The 25,542-nt window shown below is 74.5% G+C and carries 22 protein-coding genes and 1 pseudogene; 17 read left to right on the top strand and 6 right to left on the bottom strand.

The genetic code is table 11. From position 1 onward, the window contains the following. Nucleotides 1-351: 351 nt before the first annotated feature. From ACH4PY_RS03835 to ACH4PY_RS03800, 8 genes are all read left to right on the top strand, one after another. Nucleotides 352-765, top strand: a complete 414-nt coding sequence (locus tag ACH4PY_RS03835) for a rodlin (protein ID WP_398175534.1) — start codon at nucleotides 352-354, stop codon at nucleotides 763-765. Nucleotides 766-1,104: 339 nt separating this feature from the next. Next, complete coding sequence (locus ACH4PY_RS03830; RefSeq protein WP_398176074.1) at nucleotides 1,105-1,299, top strand: chaplin; 195 nt, start codon at nucleotides 1,105-1,107, stop codon at nucleotides 1,297-1,299. 139 nt (nucleotides 1,300-1,438) lie between these two features. Beyond that, the gene (locus ACH4PY_RS03825; protein WP_398175532.1) at nucleotides 1,439-2,089 is read left to right on the top strand and encodes a chaplin; all 651 of its coding nucleotides are present in this window, start codon (nucleotides 1,439-1,441) and stop codon (nucleotides 2,087-2,089) included. Nucleotides 2,090-2,249: 160 nt separating this feature from the next. Continuing rightward, nucleotides 2,250-2,663, top strand: a complete 414-nt coding sequence (locus ACH4PY_RS03820) for a hypothetical protein (protein WP_398175530.1) — start codon at nucleotides 2,250-2,252, stop codon at nucleotides 2,661-2,663. Between the two features lie 193 nt (nucleotides 2,664-2,856). Then, on the top strand, nucleotides 2,857-3,264 hold the full coding sequence (locus ACH4PY_RS03815; protein WP_398175528.1) for a rodlin: 408 nt from the start codon (nucleotides 2,857-2,859) through the stop codon (nucleotides 3,262-3,264). A gap of 164 nt (nucleotides 3,265-3,428) precedes the next feature. After that, complete coding sequence (locus tag ACH4PY_RS03810) at nucleotides 3,429-4,442, top strand: GlxA family transcriptional regulator (protein ID WP_398175526.1); 1,014 nt, start codon at nucleotides 3,429-3,431, stop codon at nucleotides 4,440-4,442. 3 nt (nucleotides 4,443-4,445) lie between these two features. Then, a complete protein-coding gene (locus tag ACH4PY_RS03805; protein ID WP_398175524.1) occupies nucleotides 4,446-5,081 on the top strand; it encodes a DJ-1/PfpI family protein in 636 nt (211 codons plus the stop codon). A gap of 201 nt (nucleotides 5,082-5,282) precedes the next feature. Then, nucleotides 5,283-9,383, top strand: coding sequence for a molybdopterin-dependent oxidoreductase (locus ACH4PY_RS03800; RefSeq protein WP_398176072.1), 4,101 nt, complete (start codon nucleotides 5,283-5,285; stop codon nucleotides 9,381-9,383). Nucleotides 9,384-9,553: 170 nt separating this feature from the next. On the opposite strand, the gene ACH4PY_RS03795 is transcribed toward ACH4PY_RS03800, so the two are convergent. Both ACH4PY_RS03795 and ACH4PY_RS03790 read right to left on the bottom strand, forming a co-directional pair. Further along, complete coding sequence (locus tag ACH4PY_RS03795) at nucleotides 9,554-9,961, bottom strand: SHOCT domain-containing protein (RefSeq protein WP_398175522.1); 408 nt, start codon at nucleotides 9,959-9,961, stop codon at nucleotides 9,554-9,556. 57 nt (nucleotides 9,962-10,018) lie between these two features. Beyond that, the gene (locus ACH4PY_RS03790; RefSeq protein WP_398175520.1) at nucleotides 10,019-11,500 is read right to left on the bottom strand and encodes a DUF2252 domain-containing protein; all 1,482 of its coding nucleotides are present in this window, start codon (nucleotides 11,498-11,500) and stop codon (nucleotides 10,019-10,021) included. Nucleotides 11,501-11,679: 179 nt separating this feature from the next. On the opposite strand from ACH4PY_RS03790, the gene ACH4PY_RS03785 reads away from it, so the two are divergent. From ACH4PY_RS03785 to ACH4PY_RS03770, 4 genes are read left to right on the top strand one after another with little or no spacing between them, the layout of a single operon-like run. Continuing rightward, a complete protein-coding gene (locus ACH4PY_RS03785; RefSeq protein ID WP_398175518.1) occupies nucleotides 11,680-12,540 on the top strand; it encodes an ABC transporter ATP-binding protein in 861 nt (286 codons plus the stop codon). After that, entirely contained in the window at nucleotides 12,540-13,397 is an 858-nt protein-coding gene (locus tag ACH4PY_RS03780; RefSeq protein ID WP_398175516.1) for an ABC transporter permease, read from the top strand. Before ACH4PY_RS03785 ends, ACH4PY_RS03780 begins: the two co-directional genes overlap by 1 nt. Next, a complete protein-coding gene (locus ACH4PY_RS03775) occupies nucleotides 13,355-14,839 on the top strand; it encodes a sensor histidine kinase (protein ID WP_398175514.1) in 1,485 nt (494 codons plus the stop codon). The genes ACH4PY_RS03780 and ACH4PY_RS03775 overlap by 43 nt, the downstream gene beginning before the upstream one ends. Continuing rightward, entirely contained in the window at nucleotides 14,836-15,456 is a 621-nt protein-coding gene (locus ACH4PY_RS03770) for a response regulator (RefSeq protein ID WP_398175512.1), read from the top strand. The genes ACH4PY_RS03775 and ACH4PY_RS03770 overlap by 4 nt, the downstream gene beginning before the upstream one ends. Before the next feature lie 304 nt (nucleotides 15,457-15,760). Here ACH4PY_RS03770 and ACH4PY_RS03765 read toward each other — a convergent pair whose 3' ends face one another. Next, nucleotides 15,761-16,984 (bottom strand): S8 family peptidase, encoded by a 1,224-nt coding sequence (locus tag ACH4PY_RS03765; RefSeq protein ID WP_398175510.1) that lies wholly within the window; start codon nucleotides 16,982-16,984, stop codon nucleotides 15,761-15,763. Between the two features lie 235 nt (nucleotides 16,985-17,219). Further along, the gene (locus ACH4PY_RS03760) at nucleotides 17,220-18,266 is read right to left on the bottom strand and encodes an ArsR/SmtB family transcription factor (RefSeq protein ID WP_398175508.1); all 1,047 of its coding nucleotides are present in this window, start codon (nucleotides 18,264-18,266) and stop codon (nucleotides 17,220-17,222) included. Between the two features lie 376 nt (nucleotides 18,267-18,642). On the opposite strand from ACH4PY_RS03760, the gene ACH4PY_RS03755 reads away from it, so the two are divergent. Then, complete coding sequence (locus tag ACH4PY_RS03755) at nucleotides 18,643-19,311, top strand: hypothetical protein (protein ID WP_398175506.1); 669 nt, start codon at nucleotides 18,643-18,645, stop codon at nucleotides 19,309-19,311. A gap of 114 nt (nucleotides 19,312-19,425) precedes the next feature. Here ACH4PY_RS03755 and ACH4PY_RS03750 read toward each other — a convergent pair whose 3' ends face one another. Beyond that, the gene (locus ACH4PY_RS03750; protein ID WP_398175504.1) at nucleotides 19,426-20,328 is read right to left on the bottom strand and encodes an NAD(P)-dependent oxidoreductase; all 903 of its coding nucleotides are present in this window, start codon (nucleotides 20,326-20,328) and stop codon (nucleotides 19,426-19,428) included. A 93-nt stretch (nucleotides 20,329-20,421) separates the two neighbouring features. On the opposite strand from ACH4PY_RS03750, the gene ACH4PY_RS03745 reads away from it, so the two are divergent. The 4 genes and pseudogenes from ACH4PY_RS03745 to ACH4PY_RS03730 all read left to right on the top strand — a co-directional run bounded on the left by ACH4PY_RS03745 (nucleotide 20,422) and on the right by ACH4PY_RS03730 (nucleotide 24,642). Further along, nucleotides 20,422-21,009, top strand: coding sequence for a GNAT family N-acetyltransferase (locus ACH4PY_RS03745; protein WP_398175502.1), 588 nt, complete (start codon nucleotides 20,422-20,424; stop codon nucleotides 21,007-21,009). An 11-nt stretch (nucleotides 21,010-21,020) separates the two neighbouring features. After that, nucleotides 21,021-21,614, top strand: a complete 594-nt coding sequence (locus ACH4PY_RS03740) for a TetR/AcrR family transcriptional regulator (RefSeq protein ID WP_398175500.1) — start codon at nucleotides 21,021-21,023, stop codon at nucleotides 21,612-21,614. Nucleotides 21,615-21,802: 188 nt separating this feature from the next. After that, a pseudogene (locus ACH4PY_RS03735) lies at nucleotides 21,803-22,231 on the top strand (universal stress protein); the annotation flags it as partial. Nucleotides 22,232-22,893: 662 nt separating this feature from the next. Further along, on the top strand, nucleotides 22,894-24,642 hold the full coding sequence (locus ACH4PY_RS03730; RefSeq protein ID WP_398175498.1) for a S9 family peptidase: 1,749 nt from the start codon (nucleotides 22,894-22,896) through the stop codon (nucleotides 24,640-24,642). Here the strand turns inward: ACH4PY_RS03730 and ACH4PY_RS03725 are convergent. Beyond that, nucleotides 24,622-25,503, bottom strand: a complete 882-nt coding sequence (locus ACH4PY_RS03725) for an SURF1 family protein (RefSeq protein ID WP_398175496.1) — start codon at nucleotides 25,501-25,503, stop codon at nucleotides 24,622-24,624. The genes ACH4PY_RS03730 and ACH4PY_RS03725 overlap by 21 nt on opposite strands. Between the last annotated feature and the right edge of the window lie 39 nt (nucleotides 25,504-25,542).

Below are 25,542 nucleotides of genomic sequence, written 5' to 3'. Positions count from 1 at the left end.
TCGCCGGAAACCGGAAGCGCCGGAAACCCCGGAATCAGAAATGCACCGTCGCAGACACCGCGTCGAAAATCACGCAAGCCGCGCGAAAGAGCGCATTATTGCGCCCTCTTACGACCATCAGACCGCCCGCACCCGAATCCGGCACCCGCCACCGGACGTACCTCCCCGGGTGTCGTGTTGACACCGCGTCAACACGAAACCCCGGCACTCACCCCCGCACCTGGTGAGATCCTTCCGCCGCGTCCACGACTATCCAATCGGGTGAAACGTCATTACCAATCGCGCGCCGCGGGGTTGGTCACGGCGACCCGTCTTCCGGGGCACACCACTCCCGTTCGCAAAGGATCCACCGTGATCAAGAAGTTCCTCGCCACGGCTGCCGTGGCCGCCTCCGTCGCGGGCATCTCGGCCGCGGTCGCCGCCCCGCAGGCGATGGCCCTCGGCAACGAGAACGGCACCACCACCGTCAACGGCAACGGCGCCGAGCAGAACTACGGCAACACCTACACCAACGGCTACATGAGCCCGTCGTTCGCGCTGGTCCAGGGCTCGCTCAACAAGCCCTGCCTCGGCCTGCCGCTGAAGGCCAACGCCGGCTCGCTCATCGGCGTCGTCCCGATCACCGTCCAGGACCTCAACGTCCTCACCTCGCCGCAGAACCAGCAGTGTGTCGAGAACTCGACCCAGTCGCAGGGCGACGAGCCGCTCTCGCACATCCTGGACAACATCCCGGTCCTGTCCGGGAACGGCGAGGCCAACGGCTGAGCACGGGCGCGTCCGGAAGGCCCGCAAGGGCCCCCTCGCGCGGCTCCGGCCGCCGGTGCGGAACCGGCGGCCGGAGCCGTTCCTGCTCCTTCTGCATTTCCCTCCCGTATGTCAAATCCACCCTCCATTCGAGTGGTTGATGGCCTCGGGAGAAGCAAGAGGAGTCACCTGGCGGCATCAATGCTCGTTGACTGATCGGCGCGGTGCGCACGGGCCCGTCATCCGGGACCGGCCGGCACGAAATCCGTGGCGGCGCTCCATCCGCAGGCGCCGGAAAAATAGAGGAGTAGAAACGTGAAGAAGCTCACCAAGGCAGCGGCCTTCGCCGCGGGCACCGTCATGGCCATGGGTATCGCCACTCCGGCCTTCGCCAGCTCCGGCGCGATCGGTGGCGCGGCCAACTCCCCCGGCGTGCTGTCCGGCAACCTGGTCCAGGTTCCGGTCCACGTCCCGGTGAACGTGTGCGGCAACACCATCGACGTCATCGGCCTGCTGAACCCGGCCTTCGGCAACGTCTGCGAGAACAACGGCTGACGACGGCCGTACGCCGATCGACACCGACGGCCGGGCGACACCGCCGGCCGCTGGCCAGGAGCCGCCCCGGGCCGAGCGCGCAGCGCACTCCGGGGCGGTCCGTCATCTGCACCACCCTTTGCACGAGCGGAGAAAGTCCATGCGACGACAGATTCTGAACCGGGGTCTGCTCACCGTTGCTGCGGCAAGCAGCATCCTCGCGGTGACGGGAGGTTACGCGCACGCGGACTCCGCGGCAGAGGGCGGGCAGAACGCCCCCGGCCACTCGGCCGAGGACCTGTCGCAGCAGGCCGAGGGCGCGGCCTCCTCGTCGTCCGCGGCCCCCTCCGCCGGGGCCTCCTCCGCCGGGGCCTCCTCGCAGACGGACGGAGCGGCCATCGCCGCCGCCGCGAACGCGGCCGCGGCCGGTGGCGGCGGCGCGACCGCCCGGGGCGCCGCGGAGGGCTCGCCGGGCGTGCTGTCCGGCAACAGTGTGAGCGTCCCGGTCGACGTGCCGGTGAACGCGTGCGGGAACTCGGTGGACGTCGTGGGGCTGCTGAACCCCTCGTTCGGCAACTCCTGCGCGAACGGCACGCCTGCCCCGCAGGTGGTGCCGCCGCAGCGCACCCAGCCGCCCGCCGTCACCCCGCAGACCCCGACGCCCGAGGTGCACACGCAGCTCGCGGAGACGGGCGCGTCGAGCGGTGTCCTGGGCACCGCGGCCGGTGCGAGCGCGCTCCTGCTGGCCGGCGGCACCCTGATCTACCGGCGTTCGGCACGGGCCGCGCGCATCCGGCGCACCTACTCCTGAGCGGCGGCCGCCGCCGAGCCGTTCCCGCGCGACGACGCGGGGCGCCGACACCGCGCTCTATCGGGTGATTGTCGGGCGGCGACGCGGCACACAGTTTCCGTCGCGCTCCGTAATCGTTGTGCGTGATGACAGACATCCCGCGCTACCGAAAGGGTGGCAAGTGAAGTACTCGAAGGTCGCAGCGGTCGTGGCCGGTTCCGTGATGGCAGTCGGTGTGGGAGCCCCCGCGTTCGCCTCCACCACGGACACCGCGAACCCCGTCGACGCCCGCACCATGAGCACGATGCCCACCAGCATCAACGGCGGTATGGACCAGGCACTCGCCCAGCAGCCGCTGCAGAAGGCCGCTGACAGCGCGAACCTCGACTCCACGACGCGCACCGTCGACGACGCGAGCGCCACCCTCCAGGGCAAGGCCCCGGCGGCCGGGCTGGTCGGGGACGCCACCGGCGCCACCCGGGACCTCGCCTCGTCCGACATGCTGACCAACGCCGTGCCGGGCGCCTCGCTGCTCGGCGGGCTGCCGCTGGGCGGTCTGCTCGGCGGGCTGCCGCTGGGCGGCCTCGGCGGCTGACCCGCCGTCGGCCCGTAGGTCCGCGGGCCCGCAGGTCCGAGGGTCGAGCCGCGGACCGACGGGCCGTCAGGGCAGCGGCGGGCCCGCTCCACCATCGGAGTGAATCGCCGGAACCAAACCCTCCCTGAGCGGTTGATCAGATCGCTCAGACCTTCCACGAACCGTGCCACCGAGCACCGCAAAGGGACACACAATGATCAAGAAGATGCTCGCCGGAGCCGCCCTCGCCGCTTCCGTCGCCGCCGTCGGCATGACCGCCGCCCCGGCCATGGCGCTCGGTGACGACCAGGGCACCACCACGGTCAACGGCAACGGCGCCGAGCAGAACTACGGCAACACCGTCACCGGCGGCACCCAGAGCCCGCAGCTGAGCCTGGTCCAGGGCAGCCTCAACAAGCCGTGCCTCGGCGTTCCGGTCAAGGCCAACGTCGGCTCGCTGATCGGCCTGATCCCGGTCACCGTCCAGGACGTCAACGTGCTGACCTCGCCGCAGAACCAGCAGTGCGCCGAGAACTCGACGCAGGCCCAGGGCGACGAGCCGCTGTCGCACATCGTCGACGACATCCCGGTCCTGTCCGGCAACGGCACCGCGAACGGCTGACACGTCCGCACCGCCCCGCGCGGTGCACCGAAGGCCGCCGGCGACATGTTCGCCGGCGGCCTTTCGCATGCCCGCGGGCACACCGTCCGGTGGGTGCGGCGATGGCAGGAAAGGTGGGAGATCCGTCATTGCCGCCGTCCCCGGGCCGCTGCCACGCTGAGGACGTGACCGGCCACGGAGAACCCGCCGGCGGCCCGCCCCGCCCCCCTGGCGGCCGCCCGTCCCACGACGTGCTCGTCGTGCTCTTCGACGGCGTGCAGAGCCTCGACGTGACCGGGCCCGTCGAGGTCTTCGCCGCCGCCTCGTCCACCGCGTCGGACCCCGCGCCCTACCGGGTGCGGACCGCGTCCCTGGGCGGCGGTCCGGTCCGCACCAGCGCCGGACTGCGGCTGCTGCCCGACGAGGACCTGCGCACCGCCGCGCCGCCCGGCACCCTGCTGGTGCCCGGTGGCTCCGGCACCCACCGGCCCGACCCGGAGGCCGTCGCCCGGGTCGCGGCGCTCGCGCCGGACGCCGTACGCGTGGTGTCGGTGTGCACGGGGGCGTTCCTGCTCGCCGAGGCGGGGCTGCTGGAGGGCCGCCGGGCCACCACGCACTGGGCCTACTGCGCCACGCTGGCCCGCCGCTTCCCCGGCACAGACGTGGACCCCCAGCCGATCTTCGTACGGGACGGGAAGTATGCGACGTCCGCGGGCGTCACCGCCGGGATCGACCTGGCGCTCGCGCTCGTCGAGGAGGACCTCGGGCGGGACGCGGCGCTCGCGGTCGCCCGCGGCCTGGTCGTCTTCCTGCGCAGGCCGGGCAGCCAGGCGCAGTTCAGCACGCAGCTGGCCGCGCAGGTCGCCGAGCGCGAGCCGCTGCGCGAGGTCCAGCGCTGGATCACCGAGCACCCGGAGGCGGACCTGTCCGTCGACGCGCTCGCCGCCCGCGCGGCGCTCTCCCCCCGGCAGTTCGCCCGCGCCTTCCGCGCGGAGGTCGGCGTGCCGCCCGGCCGGTACGTCGACCGGGCGCGTCTCGAAGCGGCCCGGCGGCTGCTGGAGGACACCGACGGCGGGATCGCCGAGGTCGCCCGCGCCGCGGGCTACGGCACCCCCGAGGCGATGCGCCGCGCCTTCCTCCGCACCCTCGCCCTCCCGCCGGCGGAGTACCGCCGGCGCTTCCACAGCGTCAGGAGCTGAACCGTGCAGATCGCCGCCCTGCTCTACGAGGACTTCACCGCGCTCGACGTCGTCGGACCGTACGAGGTCCTGTCCCGTATCCCGGGTGCCGAGGTCGTCTTCACCGCCGTCCAGGCCGGGCCCGTACGCACCGACATGGGGCTGTCCGTGACCGCGGACAAGCCGCTCACCGAGGTCACCGCGCCCGATCTGGTGCTGGTGCCGGGCGGGCCCGGTACGCAGGCCGCGCTCGGCGTGCCGGAGATCCTGGACTGGCTGCGGGCCGTCGATCCCGGGACGGCCTGGACCACGTCCGTGTGCTCGGGATCGCTGCTGCTGGCAGGCGCCGGACTGCTCACGGGGCGGCGGGCCGCCTCCCACTGGCTCGCGCTCGAACACCTCCCGCTGCTCGGGGCGGTGCCCAGCACGGACCGGGTCGTCTTCGACGGCAAGTACGCCACGGCCGCGGGCGTCTCCGCGGGCATCGACCTCGCCCTGACCCTCACCGGCCGTATCGCGGGCGACGCGGTGGCCGAGGCGATCCAGCTCGTCGTCGAGTACGCCCCCGAGCCCCCGTACGGCGCCGGTTCGGTGACCACCGCTCCCCCGTCCCTGGTCGAGACCCTGCGCGCCACCCAGCTGCGCGTCCCGGCCCTCTGACGCCCCCGGCGGGGCCCCTCACCGCCCCGCTCCCCGGCGTGTAAGGAGCGCGTAACCCCAACCGGCCCGCGGAGTGACCCAGGCGAAATCGGCTGCGCCTAGCGTGTGCACGGGCGCGGCCGCGGCGGCCGCGGGTGGGAGGACCCGCAGGTGACCACGACGGTGCGCACGGCGTGCGCGTACTGCGGCGTCGGCTGCGGCATGCTCCTGGAGGTGGGGGCGGCCTCCGACGGCCGCCGGACCGTCCTGCGGGCCCGCGGTGACGCCTCGCACCCGGCGAACCACGGCCGTCTGTGCACCAAGGGCGCGACGACCGCCGACATGCTCGCGGCGCCCGGCCGCCTGACGACCGCCCTGACGCGCGCCGAGCGCGGCGCGGAACCGGTGCCCTCGCCCGCGGACCGGGCGATCGAGGAGACCGGCCGCCGTCTGCGCGCGATCGTCGACGAGCACGGCCCGGACGCGGTGGCGCTGTACGTGTCGGGCCAGCTCAGCCTGGAGGCGCAGTACCTGGCGAACAAGCTCGCCAAGGGCTTCGTCCGCACCAACCAGATCGAGTCCAACTCACGTCTGTGCATGGCGAGCGCGGGCAGCGGCTACAAGCTGTCGCTGGGCGCCGACGGCCCGCCCGGCTCCTACCAGGACCTGGACAGTGCCGACGTCTTCCTCGTCATCGGCGCGAACATGGCCGACTGCCACCCCGTGCTCTTCCTGCGGCTGATGGACCGGGTCAAGAAGGGCGCGAAGCTCGTCGTGGTGGACCCGCGGCGCACCGCGACCGCCGCGAAGGCCGATCTGCACCTCCAGCTGCGCCCCGGCACGGACCTCGCGCTGCTCAACGGCCTGCTGCACCTGCTGCACGCCGAGGGCGCCACCGACCCGGACTTCATCGCGCGCTGGACCGAGGGCTGGGAGGCGATGCCGGACTTCCTCGCCGACTACACCCCGGCGGCGGTCGCCGCGACGACCGGCCTGGCCGAGCAGGACATCCGCCGCGCCGCCGAGCTGATCGGCGGGGCGGCCGACTGGGTGAGCTGCTGGACGATGGGCCTGAACCAGTCCACGCACGGCACGTGGAACACCAACGCCCTGATCAACCTGCACCTGGCGACGGGCGCGATCTGCCGCCCCGGCAGCGGCCCCTTCTCGCTGACCGGCCAGCCGAACGCCATGGGCGGGCGCGAGATGGGCTACATGGGCCCGGGTCTGCCAGGCCAGCGCTCGGTGCTGGTCGCCGAGGACCGCGCCTTCGCCGAGGAGCTGTGGGGCCTGCCGCCGGGCACGGTCCGGCCGGACGGCGTCGGGCGCGGCACCGTGGAGATGTTCCGGCGGATGGCGGACGGCGACATCAGGGCCTGCTGGATCATCTGCACCAACCCCGTCGCCTCGGTCGCGAACCGCCGCACCGTCATCGAGGGCCTGGAGGCGGCGGAGTTCGTCGTCACCCAGGACGCCTTCGCCGACACCGAGACCAACGCGTACGCCGACGTCGTGCTGCCCGCCGCGCTGTGGACGGAGTCCGAGGGCGTCCTGGTCAACAGCGAGCGCAATCTGACGCTCGCCCGCAAGGCCCTCGATCCGCCCGGCGAGGCCCTGCCGGACTGGCGGATCATCGCGGGCGTCGCGCGGGCCATGGGCTACGGGGACGCCTTCGACTACGCGGACGCCGAGGAGATCTTCGACGAGATCCGCCGCGCCCACAACCCGCTCACCGGCTACGACCTGCGTGGTGTGACGTACGGGCGGCTCCGCGACGCCCCCGTGCAGTGGCCCGCCCCCACCGCCGACGGCCCCGACCGCAACCCGATCCGCTACGTCCGGGAGGACGGCGGGCTGCGCTTCCCCACCCCCAGCGGCCGCGCCGTGTTCTACCCGCGCCCGCACGTGCCGCCCGCGGAGATGCCGGACGACGACTTCCCCTTCGTGCTCAACACCGGACGGGTGCAGCACCAGTGGCACACCCTCACCAAGACCGGCCGGGTGGCCAAGCTCAACCGTCTCAACCCGGGCCCCTTCGTGGAACTGCACCCGGCCGACGCCGCCGCCCTCGGCATCGCCGAGGGCGACGCGGTCGAGGTCGCCTCGCGGCGCGGCCGGGCCGTGCTGCCCGCGGTGCTCACCGACCGCGTCCTGCCCGGCTGCTGCTTCGCGCCCTTCCACTGGAACGACCTGTTCGGCGAATACCTCAGCGTCAACGCGGTGACGAGCGACGCGGTCGACCCGGTGTCCTTCCAGCCCGAACTGAAGGTCTGCGCGGTGTCGCTCACCCGCGTCGCGGCGGCGCCCGCCGCGGAAGCACCCGCACAGGCCCTCCCAGGGCCCGCCACGCCCCCTCCCGGGCCGGACGCGGGCCCCGAGCCCACCGGGGACGAGCAGGCGCCGCACGCGGCCGCGAGCGTCTTCGGCGTGGCGGACCTGGCCCCGCCCGTGCTCGACGAGCCCGAACGGCGCTACCTGGTGGGCTTCCTCGCCGGGCTGGGATCGGGCCTCGCCGGGGTGCCCGTGCTGCCGCCGGACGCGCCCTTCACGCCCGAGCACGCGCAATGGGTCAACGGGGCGCTCGCCGGGATGTACTCGCGGCTGCCGGGCACCTCCGCGGCCGCGGCCCCGGCGGCGCCCGCCGGGCGGGACGTCGTGGTGCTGTGGGCCTCGCAGACCGGCAACGCCGAGGACTTCGCCGCCGCGGCCGCCGAACGGCTGGCCGGGACCGGGCACCGCGCCACCCTCCTCGGCATGGCGGACGCCTCACCCGGCGCGCTCCCGGCCGCCGCGGACCTGCTGCTCATCACCAGCACCTTCGGCGACGGCGACGCCCCCGACAACGGCACCGGCTTCTGGGACGCCCTCACCGCGCCCGACACCCCGCGGCTCGACGGCCGCCGCTTCGCCGTCCTCGCCCTCGGCGACTCCTCCTACGCCGACTTCTGCGGCCACGGCCGCCGCCTCGACGAACGCCTCGGCGAACTGGGCGGGATCCGCCTGGCGCCCCGCACCGACTGCGAACCGGACTACCAGACGTCGGCGGGCGCGTGGCTGGACCAGGTCCTCGCCGCCCTGTCCGCGCCGCCGGCCGCGCCCGAAGCCGAGATTGTGCCCGTACCCTCGCCCGCGGCCCCACCCGCGGCCGTACCCGTGCCCGTACCCGGCGGGCTGCCCGCGCCCGCCCGGCAGCGGTCCGCGTCCGGCACCGCCCGGCTGACCGGCAACCGGCTGCTGAGCCTGCCGGGCGCGGCCAAGGAAGTGCGCCGCTTCGTCCTCGACACCCGCGACAGCCCCGTCCCGCTGCCGTACGAGGCGGGCGACGCGCTCAGCGTCACACCGGTCAACGCGCCCTCCCTCGTGGCCGAGTGGCTCGCCGTCACCGGTCTCGCCGCGGACACCGCCGTCAGCCTTCCCGGCACCGGCGAGGTCCGCCTGGGCGAGGCCCTCACCCACCACCTCGACATCACCCGCATCACCCCCGGCCTGCTGCGCTTCCTCGCCGAGCGCGACCGCGACCACGCCCGGGGCCGACTGCTGCGCAAACTGCTGCGGCCCGACAACAGCGACGAACTGGCCGCGTGGTCCTGGGGACGGCAGGCGGTGGACGTCGTCGCCGAGCACGCGGTGCGCGCCGAGGCAGCCGAGTGGGCGGCGGTGCTCAGGAAGCTCCAGCCGCGGCAGTACTCGATATCGTCCAGCCCGCTCACCGACCCGTACGCCATAGCGCTGACCGTCTCCGTCGTCCGGTACGAGAGCCCCGGCGGGCGGGCCCGCGGCGGTGTCTGCTCGCCCTTCCTCGCCGACGCCGAGCCCGGCACCGAGGTGCCCGTCCAGGTCCGCCGCGCCCCGCACTTCCGGCCGCCCGCCGACCCCGGCACCCCGATGGTCATGATCGGCCCCGGCACCGGCGTCGCGCCCTTCCTGGGCTTCCTCGCCGAGCGCCGCGCCCGCGGCCACCGCGCGCCCAACTGGCTCTTCTTCGGCGAGCAGCACCGCGCCACCGACTTCTACTACGCCGACGACCTCGCCGCCTTCCAGGCCGACGGCACCCTCACCCGCCTCGACACCGCCTTCTCCCGCGACCAGCGCGCGAAGGTGTACGTCCAGGACCGGATGCGCGAGCACGGGCCCCTGCTGTGGTCCTGGCTCCAGGACGGCGCGCACCTGTACGTGTGCGGGGACGCCGCGCGGATGGCCAAGGACGTGGACCGCGCCCTGCACACCATCGCCACCACCCACGGCGGGCTGCGGCCGGACGCGGCCACCGCCCACCTCAAGCAGCTCGCCGCCGACAAGCGCTACGTACGCGACGTGTACTGAAGTACTGAGGTACTGAGCACGGACGCGGTACCGCGCACAGACGTGCGCCGGGCACAGACGCAGGACCCGGCACAGACGTGCGCCGGGCGCCGACAGCTGGACGGGCCGTGCGCCGCCCGCTGTAGGCGACGCACGGCCCGTCCCGCCCCTCGGCCTGCGGCCCGGCCCGCTCAGCTGAGGATCTTCTCCTTCGCCCGCTGGAACTCCTCCTCGGTCAGGTGCCCCTCGCGCTTCATCTCGGCCAGCTTGGCCAGCTCGTCCGCGGAGCCGCCGGACCCGGCGGTCCTGCGCACGTATTCGTCGAAGTCCGCGCGCTGCGCCTTGGCGTGCCGCGCCTCGCGGCGGCCCATGCTGCCGCCCCGCACGCACACGTACACGAACACGCCCAGGAAGGGCAGCACCAGCACGAAGATCAGCCACCCGGCCTTCGCCCAGCCGCCCAGGTCGTCGTCACGGAAGACGTCCACGACGATGCGGAAGAGCAGGAAGACCCACAGCACCCACAAGAAGACCCACAAGGCGGTCAGGAAGGCGCCGAGCACGGGGTAGTCGTACGCGAGATAGACGGTGTCGCTCATGGGTTGCCTCCGGTTCTGCGTGGTGAGTGCGGTCGGCGGGAAGTGGTTCGGCCGCGGTCACGGTGACGTGGTGTCGGCCGCCGTCACGCGGCCGTCGGACGCGGCGGCCGCGAGGGCGCGGAAGTCCGCCTCGTTGCGGTCGGCGTAGGCCTCGGCGAATTCGCCGAGCGCCCGGTCCAGGACGTCGCCGGTGCCGGTGTAGGCGGCGATGGCGACGGGGTCGCCGGAGCGGGCGTGCGCGCGGGCCAGCGAGGCGCCGCAGACCTGGGCGAAGAGCCGCAGCATCTTGGGCGTCATGGTCTCCGGCCGGGCGATGCCCTTCCAGTCGCGCAGCTGGCGCACGTAGAAGTCCCGCTGCCGCCCGTCGAGACCGGTGACGCGCACCCAGCCGAGCAGGATGTCCCCGGCGGACTGCATGAGCCGCTGCCCCTCGACGACCCGCCGCCCCTGGTGCCCGCGCCCGGCGCCGGGACCGCCGGTGTACGGCGCGAGGACGGACCGCCCGGCCTCCTTGGCCTGGAGCACGAGCGGGTCGTGCGCGTCCCGGCCGACTGCGAGGATCACCCAGCAGCGGGTGCCGACGCTGCCGACGCCGACGACCTTGTGCGCCATGTCGACGACCTCGAAGCGGCTGAGCAGCAGCTGCCGCTCGGCGGGCAGGCTCTGCGCGTAACGGTGCAGCAGCTCGCGCAGCCAGTCGGTCAGCTCGCCGCGTCCGCCGCGTCTGCCGCGCCCGGCGTCCTGCGGCAGCAGGTCGCGCAGCGGGGTGATGAGCGGCGGGTCCGCGATGATCTGCGGCTTCCCGTCGACGACGTGCGCGAGCCGTCCGAAGGCCTGCGCGGTGTCCCGGCCGCGCGCCTTCTTCAGCGCCTTGCCGGTGCGTTCGCGGACGGCCTTGCCGGGGTGCCCGGGGGGACCGCCGGGCAGCAGGGCGCCGAGCTGGTCGGTGTCGTCGAGGGCGTACCAGACGTCGAGGGTGTCCATCTCCGCGAGCAGGTGCATGCGCTCGCGGTAGGACGCGACGGCGCCTCGGACGACCGCGGTGCGCTGTCCGCCGGACAGGCCGCGGGCGCGGGCGGCGATCTCCAGGCTGGTCGCGAGGCGTTTGAGGTCCCATTCGAAGGGGCCGGGCAGCGTCTCGTCGAAGTCGTTGATGTCGAAGACGAGGTGCCGTTCCGGCGAGGCGAGCAGCCGGAAGTTCAGCAGGTGGGCGTCGCCGCACAGCTGCGAGGTCAGGCCGGTGTGCGGGGCCGCGCCGAGGTCGGCGGCCATGATCGCGGCGGCGCCGCGGTAGAAGCGGAAGGGCGACTCCAGCATGCGGCCGTAGCGGATCGGCACCAGCTCGGGCACCCGGTCGGCGGACTGCCGCTCCAGCACCGCGACGGGGTCGAAGCGCTCCGGTCCCGCCTCGTAGCGGGCGTGCGCCGAGCGGGGTATGTGCCGCCTGACGGACTTGCCGTGCGCCGCGCGCTCCGCGGTGCTGCGCCGCGGAGCGGCCAGCTCACCCGCGGACGCGGGGTCGTGGTTGTTGCGCCCCATGGGCCCCACCGCCCTCCGGTGCCCCCATCATCACCCCGGTCCGCGGAAGCCGCCACGCGGGCGTACCCGCCCCGGCGCAGGCCGCGGGCCCGCGGCCCGGACGCTGTCCACCGTTCGGTGGACCCCGCCGTGGCCGTACGGCCGTTCCCGGGCCGCGAGCGCGGCGGGATCGTGGAGGCATGACGGACGACGTGGTGACGGTCCGCGGGCTTCGCAAGCGGTACGGCGAGGTGGACGCGGTCAACGGGGTGGATCTCGACATCCGGCGCGGTGAGGTGTTCGGGATCCTGGGGCCCAACGGGGCCGGAAAGAGCACGACGGTGGAGATCCTGCAGGGCCACCGGCGGCGCGACGGGGGCGAGGTCACGGTGCTCGGGCAGGACCCGGGCCGCGCGTCGCGCGCCTGGCAGGCGAGGGTGGGGATCGTCTGGCAGGACGAGTCCGCGGCGGCGGAGCTGACGGTCGCCGAGACCGTACGGCACTTCGCCCGCTACTACCCGCGGCCGCGCGACCCGGCCGAGGTCATCGACCTGGTGGGCCTGACGGCGAAGGCGGGCGCGCGCACCAAGGCGCTGTCCGGCGGCCAGCGGCGCCGCCTCGACGTGGCGCTCGGCGTGATCGGCGGCCCCGAGCTGCTGCTGCTCGACGAGCCGACGACCGGTTTCGACCCGGCGGCCCGGCGGCAGTTCTGGTCGCTCATCCGCAGCCTCGCGGCCGAGGGCACCACGATCATCCTGACCACGCACTACCTGGAGGAGGCCGAGGCGCTGGCCGACCGGCTCGCGGTCATCGCCGCGGGGCGGGTCGTCGCGGAGGGCGCGCCCGCCTCGCTCGCCGGGCGCGCGCAGGCCCGGGCGACCGTGCACTGGGCGGAGCCGGACGGCACCGCGCGCAGCACCGAGACGGACACCCCGACCCGTACGGTCGGCGAGCTGGCCCGCCGCTTCGACGGCGAGATCCCCGAGCTGCGGGTCACCCGGCCCACGCTGGAGGACGTCTACCTGAAACTCATCGAACCCGCCGGATCGGGGGCAGCGTGATGGCCGGCACCACTGCGACGAAGGCGGCCGCCGAGCCGCGCACCACCGACGGGACCGCGCTCCCGGGCGCCTGGCGGCTCGGCCTGGCGCGCGGGGCGATGGAGATCAGGCTCTTCTTCCGGCTGCGCGAACAGGTGATCTTCACCTTCGCCTTCCCGATCGTCTTCCTGTTCCTCTTCGCGTCGATCTTCCACGACGACATGGCGCACACCGGCTCGACCGCCTCGCAGTACTACGTGGCGTCGATGACCGCCGCGGGCATCATGTCCACGAGTTTCCAGTCGCTGGGCATATCCATCGCCGTCGAGCGCGACGAGAAGGTGCTGCGGCGGCTGCGCGGCACCCCGATGCCACCGGCCGCGTACTTCCTCGGCAAGATCTGGCTCGTGCTCGTCACCGGGCTGCTGGAGACGGCCGCGCTGCTCGTCTTCGGCGCCACCGTCTACGACGTCGACCTGCCGTCGGACGTCACCGGCTGGCTCACCTTCGGCTGGATCTTCGTGCTCGGCATCACCGCGTGCGCGCTGCTCGGCATCGCGATCAGCAGCGTCCCGAAGTCCGCGCGCAGCGCCACCTCGGTGGTCGTCCTGCCGTTCCTGGTGCTCCAGTTCATCTCCGGCGTCTACATCCTCATCGACACCGTGCCGGACTGGATGCTGACCGTCAGCTCGTTCTTCCCGCTCAAATGGCTGTGCCAGGGCCTGCGCGGGGTGTTCCTGCCGCACGCCGCCGCCGCACTGGAGCCCGCGGGCAGCTGGGAGTACGGGCGCACCGCCCTGGTGCTCGCCGCCTGGTGCGTCGGAGGATTGGTACTGTGCCTGCTGACCTTCCGCTGGAAGAGCCGGAACGACGGGTGAGCGCGCCGCCGTACGGGGACGGGGGGACGTACGTGCCGGCCCCCGCTCCCGTACCGGAGCCCGCGGCCGAGCCTTCCGCTCCCGCACCGCCCGCCGCGGACTCCGCCCGCGGCGAGCACGTGTGGGAGCGCAGCTTCCTGCCGTGGGACGTGTACTTCGCGGTGGTGTGGCTCGGCACGGTCCTCTTCGCGCTCTCCGCCGAGAGCCCGGGGCTGCGCGTCCGCGTCGTCGCGGCGGGCCTGTTCTGCCTGCCCATCCCCTGGTACCTGTGGAAGGGCCGGCCGCTGCTGCGCCGGCAGGCCGAGACGACCGGAAGCACCGCCGCCGCCCGCTACCTGGCCGGGCTCGTCGTGCTCTTCCTGCCGCCCGCCGCCCTCGTCGGCGAGACCCGGCTGGCCACCTTCGCCCTCGTCCCGCAGTGCTTCATGCTGCTGCGGGTGCCGGGCGCGCTCGCCGCCGTGGCCGTCGTCAACGTCACGCCGGTCGCCGCGTGGGCGGTCGTGTGGCGGCCCAGCACCCACGACGTGTTCTACAACTCCGTCTTCGGCATGGTCACGCTCGCCTTCTCCGCCGTCTTCGGCAGCTGGATCATCCGCATCATCGAGCAGAGCACGGAACGGGCCCGGCTGGTCGCGGAACTCGACGCCAGCCGCGGCGAGATCGCCCGGCTGTCCGCCGAACGCGGCGCCCTCGCCGAGCGCGAGCGGCTCGCCCGCGAGATCCACGACACCCTCGCGCAGGGCTTCACCAGCCTGGTCATGCTCGTCCAGGCCGTCGAGGGCGAGCTGGACACCCACCCCGAGCAGGCCCGCCGCCACCTGGAACTGATGGGCCGCACCGCCCGGGAGAACCTCGCCGAGGCCCGCGCCCTCGTCGCCGGCAACGCCCCGACGGGCCTGGACGGCGCCACGCTGCCCGACGCCCTGCGCCGCCTCGCCGCCCGGCACGCCGAGCAGAGCGGCGCCCCCGCGACCGTCTCCGTCACCGGCCGCGTACGGGGCCTGCCCCCGGCGGTCGAGGTCGTGGCCCTGCGCAGCTGCCAGGAAGCCCTGGCCAACGCCCGTCGGCACGCCGGACCCGCCGTCCCCGTGGCCCTCGACGTCGACTACGCCGCCGACGCCCTCCACCTCGCCGTCCGCGACACCGGCCGCGGCTTCGCCCCCGAGGCCGCGCCGGGCCCCGGCTACGGCCTCCCGGGCCTGCGCGCCAGGGCCGCGGAGCTGGGCGGTACGGCCACGGTCAGCAGCACGCCGGGCGCCGGTACGTGCGTGACGGTGCGCCTGCCGCTGACCCGCGGGACGGCGCCGGGGGCGAGCGGGGCCGCCGCACGGCCCGAGCCGCCCGGCCCCACCGACACACTGCCCGCCCTCACCGACGTACCGTCCCCGTACCCGCCCACGTACCCGCCTCCGTCCGCCGACGCCCCGAGGAGCGCACCGTGATCCGCATCCTGCTCGCCGACGACCACCCCGTCGTCCGGGAGGGCCTGCGCGCGATGCTGGACGCGGAAAGCGACCTGGACGTCGTCGGGGAGGCGTCGAGCGGCCCGCAGGCCGAGGCGCAGGCGGCCGCGCTGCTCCCGGACATCGTGCTCATGGACCTGCGCATGCCGGGCGGCGGAGGCGTCGACTCCATCGTGCGGATGACGGCGGCCGGACTGCCCTGCCGGGTCGTCGTGCTCACCACCTACGAGACGGATGGCGACATCCTGCGCGCGGTGGAGGCCGGGGCCGCGGGCTACCTCCTCAAGGACCTCGCCCGCGGCGAACTCGCCGACGCCGTCCGCGCCGCCGCCTGCGGCGAGACGGTGCTGGCACCCACGGTCGCCGCCCGCCTCGTCGACCGCCTGCGCACCCGCCCCGAACGCCCGCACCTGTCCGAGCGCGAGACCGCCATCCTCCGCCTGGTCGCCGAGGGCTGCACCAACGCGGAGATCGGCCGCCGCCTCTTCATCGGCGAATCCACCGTCAAGACCCACCTGCTGCGCGCCTATGCCAAGCTCGGCGTCGACGACCGCACCGCCGCCGTCACCTCGGCGATGCGCCTCGACCTCCTCTGAGCCCGACCGGGAACCCCGAAAAGCCCGGTACATTGCCACGCCGTCACCATAGGTGCCGGATCGGCCGCGGGGCGGGGGGCGGCCTCAGCGCAGGTTCCGTACCGTCGTCAGGTCGTACACGCGCCCCCGCCCGGCTGTCCTCCGTCAGGGACGTCGCGGCGGCCTCCGCGACGTCCCGGGTGTCGACGAAGCTCACCGCGACCCCCTCGGGGTGCGCTACCGCCGGGCACACGACGCGCGAGCCGCCTCGTAGGGACGAGACGGCTCGCGAAGGCCCTGGAAGGGCGCGTACGGGGCTGCGGGGTCACAGGCCGCCGGTGTAGAGCAGGTTGTTCGGCGAGCCCGCGCTCACCGTCAGCACGCCCTGCGTGGAGGCGCTGAGCAGCCAGCTGCCGACCTCCACCGCACCGGCGGTCGGGTGCGCCGCCTTGTAGAGCAGCGCCACCCCCGCGACGTGCGGGCTCGCCATCGACGTACCGGACTCCGCGACGCTGCCGCCGCCGATCCGGGCGGAGACGATGTCCTGGCCGGGGGCGTAGATGTCCAGGCAGCGACCGAAGTTGCTGAAGCTCGCCTGCTGGTCGGAGGGCGTGGTGGCGCCCACGGTGAAGGCGCCGCTCGCGCTCGCCGGGGAGACGTTGCACGCGTCCTCGCTGCTGTTGCCCGCGGCCACCACGGGCAGCACCCCGGCGTCGGCGACCGCGTCGGCCGCGTCGTTGACGGCGGGGGAGTAGTCCCCGCCGAGCGAGGCGTTCAGCACCGCGGGCTGCTGCGCGTTCTTCGCCACCCAGTCGAACCCGGCGATGATCCCCGCCCAGCTGCCCGTCCCGTCGCAGCCGAGCACCCGCACGCTGACCAGCTTCGCCTGCGGCGCGACACCGAAGGTGGCACCGCCGACCGTGCCCGCCACGTGCGTGCCGTGCCCCTGGCAGTCCTGCCCGTCCCGCCCGTCGCCGATCGCGTCGAAGCCCGGCACGGCCCGCCCGCCGAACTCGCTGTGCCCGTAGTCGATGCCGGTGTCCATGATGTACGCGGTCGCGCCCGCGCCCTTGCCCACCGTGTTGAACTGCCCGTCCAGCGGAAGCTGCCGCTGGTCGATGCGGTCCAGCCCCCACGAGTTCGCCTTGACCCTGCTGCCGGTCGGGTCGAGCGGCGGCGCCGCGGTGTCCGTCGTGTGCGCGAGCCCGAAGGCGGTCACCGAGGCGTTCTGCTCGACCGACGTCACCCCCGGCATCCTGCGCACCGCGTCCAGCTGCGTCGCCGTGAGCGTGATGGCGAAACCGCGCAGCGCGCTGCTGTAGGTGAAGAAGGGCGCGACGCCGATCTTCTGCGCCGTCGACGCCGGGTCCAGCGTCCTGTCGAGCGTGACGATGTACTGCCCGGCGATGGCGTTGTCGTGCGTACGCAGCGGGGCGAGCGGCGCCTCCGGCGTGGGCAGGGGAATGGCGGCCACGGCAGGCGTAGCCGCCATCACCAACGGTGCGAGCACCAGGGCGGCGGCCGACAGACCGCGCGCGAACAGACGCATGGGAAGCTCCCAGGGGGACGTCGACAGTCGTGGCAGAGCGCGCACGAGCGTTCCTACGATCTGACGATCAACCCCCCTCCCCCCGCCCGACACACGTACCCCCTGCCTCCGGACCAGCCGAATGGCCTCCCGCCGGGGACGCGTGGGGCGCACCCGGGCGGAATCCGGGGGAGAACCGCGCGACAAGCGCCCCGGGACTTGCCGCCCTCCGGGGGCGCAGGGCCACGGGCCCCGCTCAGCCACCGGCCCCGCCACCACCGGCGAGCAACAGCTCCACCCCCAGAGCCGTCAGGCTGTGATGGCTCCATCGGCCGCTGCGCCGCGTCACCACGAGCCCCGCCCGCCGCAGCACACCCACGTGCTCACTCGCCGACGCGGGCGACAGCCCGACCCGGCGGGCGAGCTGGCCGGTCGTCACACCGTCCGCGACGACCTCCAGCACCGCCGCCCTGCTGTGCCCGATGAGCGCCGCCAGGCCCTCGTACGGCGCCCCGCCGCCCGCCGCGGGCGCGAACGGGTGCGGCGCGTCCGTACCCGCGCCCGCACCGACCTCGTAGTAGAGCGTCGGCTGCTCGTCGTCCGGATCGCACGGCACATATCCGCCGAAGGCCCCGGGTGCGAGGACGAGCCCGCGCCCGCGCAGGTGGTAGTCGTACGCGAGCGGCGCCACCGTCCGCACCTCCAGCACCGGCGGCCGCCACCGGACGCCGGGCCCGAGGCCGCCCAGCACCCGCTCGATGCCGCCCTCCCCCAACTGCCGGGTGCGTGCGGCCCGGTCGGCGGCGAGCGCCACGGAGATCCGGCGCCAGTACGGCGCCACCGCCACCCGGTGGTAGCTGCGGACGGCCGCGGCGAGGCCCTCCACCGTGGCCGGGTCCCCCGCGGCGAGGTCGCGGGTCCAGCCGGGCAGCGGGCGGTGCCGTCCGACGTACTCCAGGTCGGCGCGCAAGGCCCGCGAGGGCGTGCCGAGCAGCCGCTCCAGCTCGTCGTCGAGGCTGTCCAGGCCGATGTGCGGGCGCAGGAAGCGCGGCACGGGGTGGGCCGGGTCGGAGGCCGTGAGCTGCCCGAAGTACGTCTGCCACGGCCGCTGCCGGGGCGACGCGGGCGCGGGGGCGTCGAGGAGCGCGAACCCGGCACGTACGAGCCGCCGCCAGTCGTCCAGCCGCGGCGCACCCGCCCGCTGGGTGAGCCGGAAGGCGCTGAAGGTGGTGGCTGTCAGCGGGCTGGGGCGGCCCGCGATCCGGGTACGGGCCAGGTCGGTCAGCGTGAAGTGGATGCGCACGGACGTCCCCCTTCCCGGCGGTTCCTGCTTCGGCCTCCGCTCCGGGCGTCGCTTATGCCTTCGCTCCGGCCTTCGCATCGACCTTCGCTTCGGCCAGGGCCGAAACGTACCGCCGTCGTCCTCCTCGCCCGGCACGGTGGTGTGCGCGGCGCTTTCGAGCGTACGGGGGGAGCCCGAGAGCGCCGCCCAGGGTCGGCCGTCCGCCGTCCGGGCGGTGCCGCGCGCGCATAAGGCAGAGCGACCGGCCATGGTGCCGCGCGACGGGAACACCGACCGCACGGCAGCGCGCGGCCGCACACGACCGGCGCGCGGAACGGCAGGACCCGCGTCGCCGCAAGGGGGCGGCGGCGCGTACACGGAAACGGGAGGACGTGGCATGAAGACACGGCAAGGGGCCGCGGCACGCCGGGCAGGCGCCCCGGACACGGGCGAGGGCGCACGGGGCGTACGGACCGCCCGGCGGAGCGCCGCTCGGGCGGCGGGCGCGGCGGCACTGGCGGCGGGCGCGCTGGCCACCGTCCTCGCGGCACCGGCCCAGGCGCAGGCGGCGCCCGCGGACGCCGCCGTCCCGGCCCTGCCGGGCGTACCGGCGAACGTGCGGGGGCTCCAGGGCCCGGTGGTGACCCATCCGGACGAGTCGCCCCGGGACTACCCCGCGGGCGAGGTCTGCGCCTTCCCCACGCACACCGAATTCCCGGTGAGCGACCTGCGGATGCGGACCTGGACGGACTCCGCCGGCACCCCCGTCTTCTCGATCGAGGACGGTCCGCTGCTCATGAAGGTCACCAACCTGGACAGCGGCGAAAGCATCGTGCGCGACATCTCCGGCACGGGGGTGATCACCTATCCCACCCCCGACTCGTACGTCCTGAGCGGCAACGACTGGTCGGCCGGTTTCCACACCACCGACCGGCCCGTCCACAACAAGTGGATCGTGGCGAGCACCTTCATGTCGGTGAAGGTCACCACGGTCGGCGGCACGACCAGCAGGGAACTGCTGGCCCTCAGCGGCCCCTCCGAGGACATCTGCACGACGCTGTCCTGACGGGCCCGCCGTCCGCGGTGCCCCGGCCCCCACCCCGGCACGGCGGACGGCAACGCGGGCGGCCGGATCGCGGCACATGGTGACGACGTGGCATATGCGGCGCCGTCACCTGCCCTACCCGTTCTCGCGTACAGACGTGCGGGCCTCGATGGCGTGCAGGACCGCGACCATGTCGCCGTCGCCGTGGCCCATTGCCACGGTTTCGGTGAAGAGCGCGTGGCAGACGTCGAGCAGCGGTGAGGCGAGCCCGGCCGCGCGCGCCGCGTCGGCGATGAGCCGGTTGTTCTTCAGCACGTCCACCGCGCCCGCCTGGACGGCGAAGTCGCGCTCGCGCAGCTTGGGCGCCTTCATCCGCGAGACCGCGCTGGCCATGGGCCCGGCGTCGAGCACGGCGAGGAAGCGGTCCCGGTCCAGGCCGTGCCGGTCGGCGAAGTGGTAGGCCTCGGTGAGGCCGGTGACCATGGTGATCAGGAACAGGTTCACGGCGAGCTTGGTGATGAGGGCGTTGGGCACCGGACCGCAGTCGAAGGCCTCCCGGCACATGGGCGCCAGCAGCGGTCGTACTACCTCCGCGGCCGTCGGCTCACCGGCGAGCATCGCGACCAACTGCCCCGCCTCCGCGGGCACCCGCGATCCCGACACCGGCGCCTCGACGTAACGCCCGCCCGCCGCACGGACGTCCGCCTCCAGCGCGTGCGAGTAGTCGGGGGAGGTGGTGCCCATGTGCACGAGCGTCCGCCCCCGCACCCGGTCGGCGAAGGCGTCGGTACCGCGTCCGAGTACGTCGTCCACGGCCGCGCCGTCCGCGAGCATCAGGAAGACGACGTCACAGGTGCTCAGCACATCCGCCGCGGACGCGGCGACGACGGCTCCGGCCTCCCGCAGTTCCGCGCACTTGGCGGGCGTCCTGTTCCACACCGTGAGCGGCGCGCCCACCGGCTGCCGCCGCTGCAGGTTGAGCGCCATGGGCCGTCCCATGACGCCGAGCCCGAGAAAGCCGATCCCTGTTCCGCGCATACGGTCGCGCCCTTTCCGCCGTGCCGCCGGGGCCTCCCGGGACGGGCCGAGGCCGAGTTGCGGCCTATGACGGGCGTCATAATACTGGTGCCTATGACGAACGTCATAGGCACGTCGGACCGGCGGCAGCCGCGGTTTCCCACGTCGGCCGATGCGAGAACGGCGTACGGCGCCCCGCCCCCCTCTCCCGCTGCCGCCGGGCGCTGGCGGGCCGAGCCCGTCCGCCCCTGCGACGCGCCCGCGCTGCACGCCCTGTTCGCGGCCTGCTCGCCCGAGACGGTCCGGCTGCGCTTCTTCGGCCCGGTACGCGCCCTGCCCGCGGAGTATCTGGAGCAGGTGCTCGCGGGCCGCCCCGAGCGCCACGACGCGGTGGTGGCGTACGCCCGGGGCGGTTCGCGGGCCCGGCTGACCGGCCTGGCCAGCCTCGCCCTGCCCGCGGACGCAACAGCCGCGGAACTGGGCGTCCTCGTCGGCGACCCCTGGCAGCGGCAGGGCGCCGGCCGCGCAATGCTGGAGCTGCTGCTCGACCGGGCGCGCGCCCGCGGCGTCCGGCGCGTCGCGGCGACCGTCCTGCCCGGCAGACCGACCCTGCTCGGCGCGCTGGCGCGGCACCTGCCCGTCGCACGGGTGGCGTACACCTCCGACGGCCCGAGCGGCGTCTATAAGCTGGACGGACCCTGAGGAGGCCGGCGATGACTGCACCCCGCACCCACGGCCCGCGGGAGCGTATGGTCTTCGCCGCGGCCCAGCTCATCCGGCGCGACGGCGTCGGCGCGACGGGCATGCGCGACATCGCCGCCCACGCGGAGGCCCCGCGCGGATCCCTCCAGCACTACTTTCCCGGCGGCAAGGAACAGGTCGTCAACGAGGCCGTCCGCTGGGCCGGCGGCTACGCGGGCAGGCGCGTCGAGCGCTTCCTGGCCGCGCTGCCGGAGCCCACCCCCGGCGCCCTCTTCGCCGCGATGGCGCAGCAGTGGATCGACGAATTCGAGTCGACGGGCTTCCTCACCGGCTGCCCGGTGGCCGCCGCCACCGTCGACTCCACGGCCTCCACCCCCTCGGCCCGCGCGGCGACCGCCTCCGCCTTCACGGCCTGGACCACCCCGCTGACCGCCGCCCTGGTCACCCTCGCCGTGCCCGCCGAGCGCGCCCCGGCCCTGGCCACGCTGATGATCTCCACCCTGGAGGGCGCGATCCTGCTCTGCCGCGCCCACGAGTCCACCGCGCCCCTGGCCACGGTCACCACCGAGCTGACCCCCCTGCTGGACGCGGCCGCCCGCGCCTGAGCCCCGGACCCCGCGGCGCGCAGGGCCGGGTTCCGTACGGCCGGGGCAGCGCACCGCGCGCGAACGCCGGTGGCCCCACCCCGGTCGTGCCGTCCCCGGTCGCGCCGCCCCCGGCCAGTGCTTACGCTCCGAATCAGCGGGTAGCCGCTCATCCGTCCACCCGCCCGCGCGAGCGAAAGGCCGACAGGATGCCGAACGACACGATCATCGTCGGGGTCGACGGCTCGACGCCCTCCGTCCAGGCCCTGCGCTGGGCCGGCCGCCAGGCCGAGCTGACCGGCGGACGGCTCATCGCCGTCATGGCCTGGGAGCTGCCGGGCGCGTTCGGCTGGGCGGGCGTCCCCGGCCTCCCGGAGGACCTCGACATGGAGGAGCCCGCCGCCCAGGCTCTCGCCGAGGCGGTCGCGGAAGCCCTTCCGCCGCGGCAGGCGGAGAGCGTCGAGCAGGTCGTCGTCCTCGGCAACGCGGCCCAGGCGATCCTGGACCGCGCGGACGAGGAGGACGCCGATCTCATCGTGGTCGGTGTCCGCGGCCGCGGCACCTTCCGCGCCACCCTGCTCGGCTCGGTGAGCCACAGCGTGACCGTCCACGCCGAGTGCCCGGTGGTCGTGGTGCGCGGCACCGAGGAGCCCGGCGAAGCCGCCGGGGCCGAGGGGACCACCGGGGCCGAGGGGACCGCCGGGGCCGAGGGGACCGCCGGGGCCGAGGGAACCACCGACACCGCCGCGTCCGGCGGATCCACCAGGACCACCGGGACCACCGGGACCACCGCGTCCGGCGAATGACCGGAACCGGCGAGGCCGACGGGACGGCCGGGACCTGACCGAGGCCTCCGGGACCGCCGGGGCACCGGGACACCGGGACCACCGAGGCCTCCGGAACCCCACACAACCCGCCTCAATGTCACCGCGGCTCCCCGCTTTGTCAGGCCCCTGCCCAGAGTTGTCCACAGGCTGGCCGAGGGCCGCTCGTGAGGCCTGCCCGGCGGAGCATGATGGAGGGCATGAACGAGACGACCGGATCCGCCAGCGGGTCCGCACCCGCATCCGAAGCGGCGCCCGCCGTATCAGCCCAGCCCCTACCCCCCGCATCGCCCGCGGCTGTCCCGGATGCCACCACCGCCGCGCCCGGTGCGCCGGCCACCCTCACGGCCCCGCCCCCCGCGGAGGCGCAGGAAGCCCCCACGAGCCCCGCGGACTCCCCCGCGCGGCGCACCACGTCCCGGCGCGAGCCCCACGGCCGCCTTCCCGACTGGGAGAAGAGGTACCGCGCGCCGCGCGTGGGCCTGCCGGAGTGGGCGGAGGACGCACCGGAGCGCAATCTGTACGTCTCCGACGTGACGGGTACGTACGAGCTGTACGCGTGGGATCGCCGGACGGGCGAGCGCCGCCAGGTCACCGACCGGCCCAACGGCACGACGGACGGCACCCTGAGCCGGGACGGCGAGTGGGTCTGGTGGTTCTCGGACACGAACGGGGACGAGTTCGGCGTGTGGATGCGCCAGCCGTTCGGCGGGGGTGAGGACATACCGGCCGCCCCCGGCCTCGCCCCGTCCTATCCCGCGGGCGTGGCGCTCGGTGTCGGCGGTGTCGCGGTCGTCGGCCGCTCGACGGACGACGAGGGCACGACCGTGCATGTCGTGCCCGCGGAAGGCGCGGAGCCCTACGAGATCTACCGGCACGAGGAGTCCGCGGGCGTCGGCGACCTCTCCGAGGACGGCACGCTCGTCGTCATCGAGCACACCGAGCACGGTGACGCGATGCACAGCGCCCTGCGGGTGCTGCGGGTCGCGGACGGCTCGGTGGTCGCGGAGCTGGACGACACCGAGGGCGGCGAACGCGAGCTCGGCCTCGACAGCTGGGGCTTCGCCCCGGTGCCCGGCGATCCGCGGCTGCTGGTCGGCCACCAGCGCTCCGACCGCTGGCTGCCGCTGATCTGGGACGTGGAGAGCGGCGAGCAGATACTCCCGGCGATCGACCTGCCGGGCGACGTGCAGGCCGAGTGGTATCCGGACGCGGGCGCGCTGCTGCTGGTGCACGACTACCACGCCCGCAGCGAGCTGTTCCGCTACGACCTGGCGGACGGCACGCTGACCGCGCTGGAGACCCCGCGCGGCTCGGTCAGCGGCGCCACCTCCCGTCCGGACGGAACGGTGGAGTATCTGTGGTCCTCGGCGGAGCGGCCGCCCGCCGTGCGCTCCACCACCGGAGCGGTCGTGCTGGAGGCGGCCGGGCTGCGGGCACCCGACTCGGTGCCGGTGGAGGACGTCTGGGTGGAGGGACCCGGCGGCCGCATCCACGCCCTGGTCCAGCGCCCGCCCGCCGCCGGGCCGGACGCGGGACCGCTGCCGACGGTCTTCGAGGTCCACGGCGGCCCGACGTGGCACGAGTCGGACGCCTTTGCGGCCGGCCCCGCCGCCTGGCTCGACCACGGCTTCGCGGTGGTGCGGGTCAACTACCGCGGGTCGACCGGCTACGGCCGGGAGTGGACGGACGCCCTCAAGCACCGTGTGGGCCTCATCGAGCTGGAGGACATAGCCGCGGTCCGCGCCTGGGCGGTGGAGTCGGGCCTGGCCGACCCGGCTCGGCTCGTGCTCACCGGCGGCTCGTGGGGCGGCTACCTGACGCTGCTGGGCCTCGGCACCCAGCCGGGCGACTGGGCGGTGGGCATAGCCGCGGTGCCGGTCGCGGACTATCCGACGGCGTACGCCGACGAGATGGAAGCCCTCAAGTCGCTCGACCGCACGCTCTTCGGCGGTTCTCCCGCCGAGGTGCCCGAGCGCTACGAGGCCTCCTCGCCGCTGAGCTACGTGGAGCAGGTCAGCGCGCCGGTCTACATCAGCGCGGGGATGAACGACCCGCGCTGCCCGATACGCCAGATCGACAACTACGTCGAGCGGCTGCGGGAGCTGGACAAGCCGCACGAGGTGTACCGCTACGACGCGGGTCACGGCTCGCTCGTCGTGGAGGAGCGCATCAAGCAGGTCCGGCTGGAGCTGGCCTTCGCCCTACGCCACGTGGGCGGCTGACCCGGCCTTCGCCCCGGTTCCGGCCCCGGGCCCCACGCCCGGGCCGGACGGGGGCACCAGACCCAGCTCGGCGTCGGCGCGGGCCTCGGCCTCCCGCCGGGCCAGCCGGAAGTACATGAAGACGACGAAGCCGGCGAAGACGAACCACTGGCCGGTGTAGCCGAGGTTCTGGAAGGCCTTGAGGTCCAGTCCGCTGTTCGGTGGCGCCACCGGCGGCACGGCCTCGAGGGGCGTGGCGGCCTCGGTCGCGGTGATCCAGCCGTTGTAGACGGGATACGGAAGGAGGTTGACCAGGGACGCGGCGCTGATGATGCCCAGCTGTCCGGAGGGGAGCCCGCCGGGCGCGGTGGGTACCCCGTTGCTGCCCGCCGCCTCGGGGTATTGCAGCGCGCCGATGACGGTGACCTCGCCGGAGGGTGCGGCCGGCACCGCACCGCCGCCGGCACCGCCGTCCGCCGGGGCGCCCGAGGGCACCCTGCCCGGCAGCCAGCCGCGCACGACCGGCAGCGCGGCGCCGCCGTCGAGCCGCAGCGGGGTGAGCACGTAGTAGCCGTCGCGGCCGTCGAGCCGGCGGTCGGGGACGAGCAGCTGGTGCGCCGTGTCGTAGCGGCCGGTCGCGGTGACCCGGCGGCCGGAGGCGTCCGAGGGCACCTCGGCCCTGGTGTCGGGCAGCACCCCGCCGAGCGGCACGGGCTTCTGCTCCGCCGCGTGGGCCTGGGAGTTCTTGGCGTCCCGGTGCTGGTCCACCCGGAATTCGAAGCGGCTCAGCTGCCACGTGCCCATGAAGACGCACACGACGACGGCGAGCACCACGAACACGCCGACAGCCAGCCAGCGCGGGGTGAGCAGGAACCGGTACACACCCCCACGGTACGGGGCAGCTCCGCGCCGTCCGCCACC

The organism is Streptomyces sp. NPDC021224, assembly GCF_044332905.1.
In the GTDB taxonomy this organism is placed as follows: domain Bacteria; phylum Actinomycetota; class Actinomycetes; order Streptomycetales; family Streptomycetaceae; genus Actinacidiphila.
The sequence above is the reverse complement of the archived record's forward strand: the minus strand, read 5'-3'. Positions and strand labels throughout refer to the sequence as shown.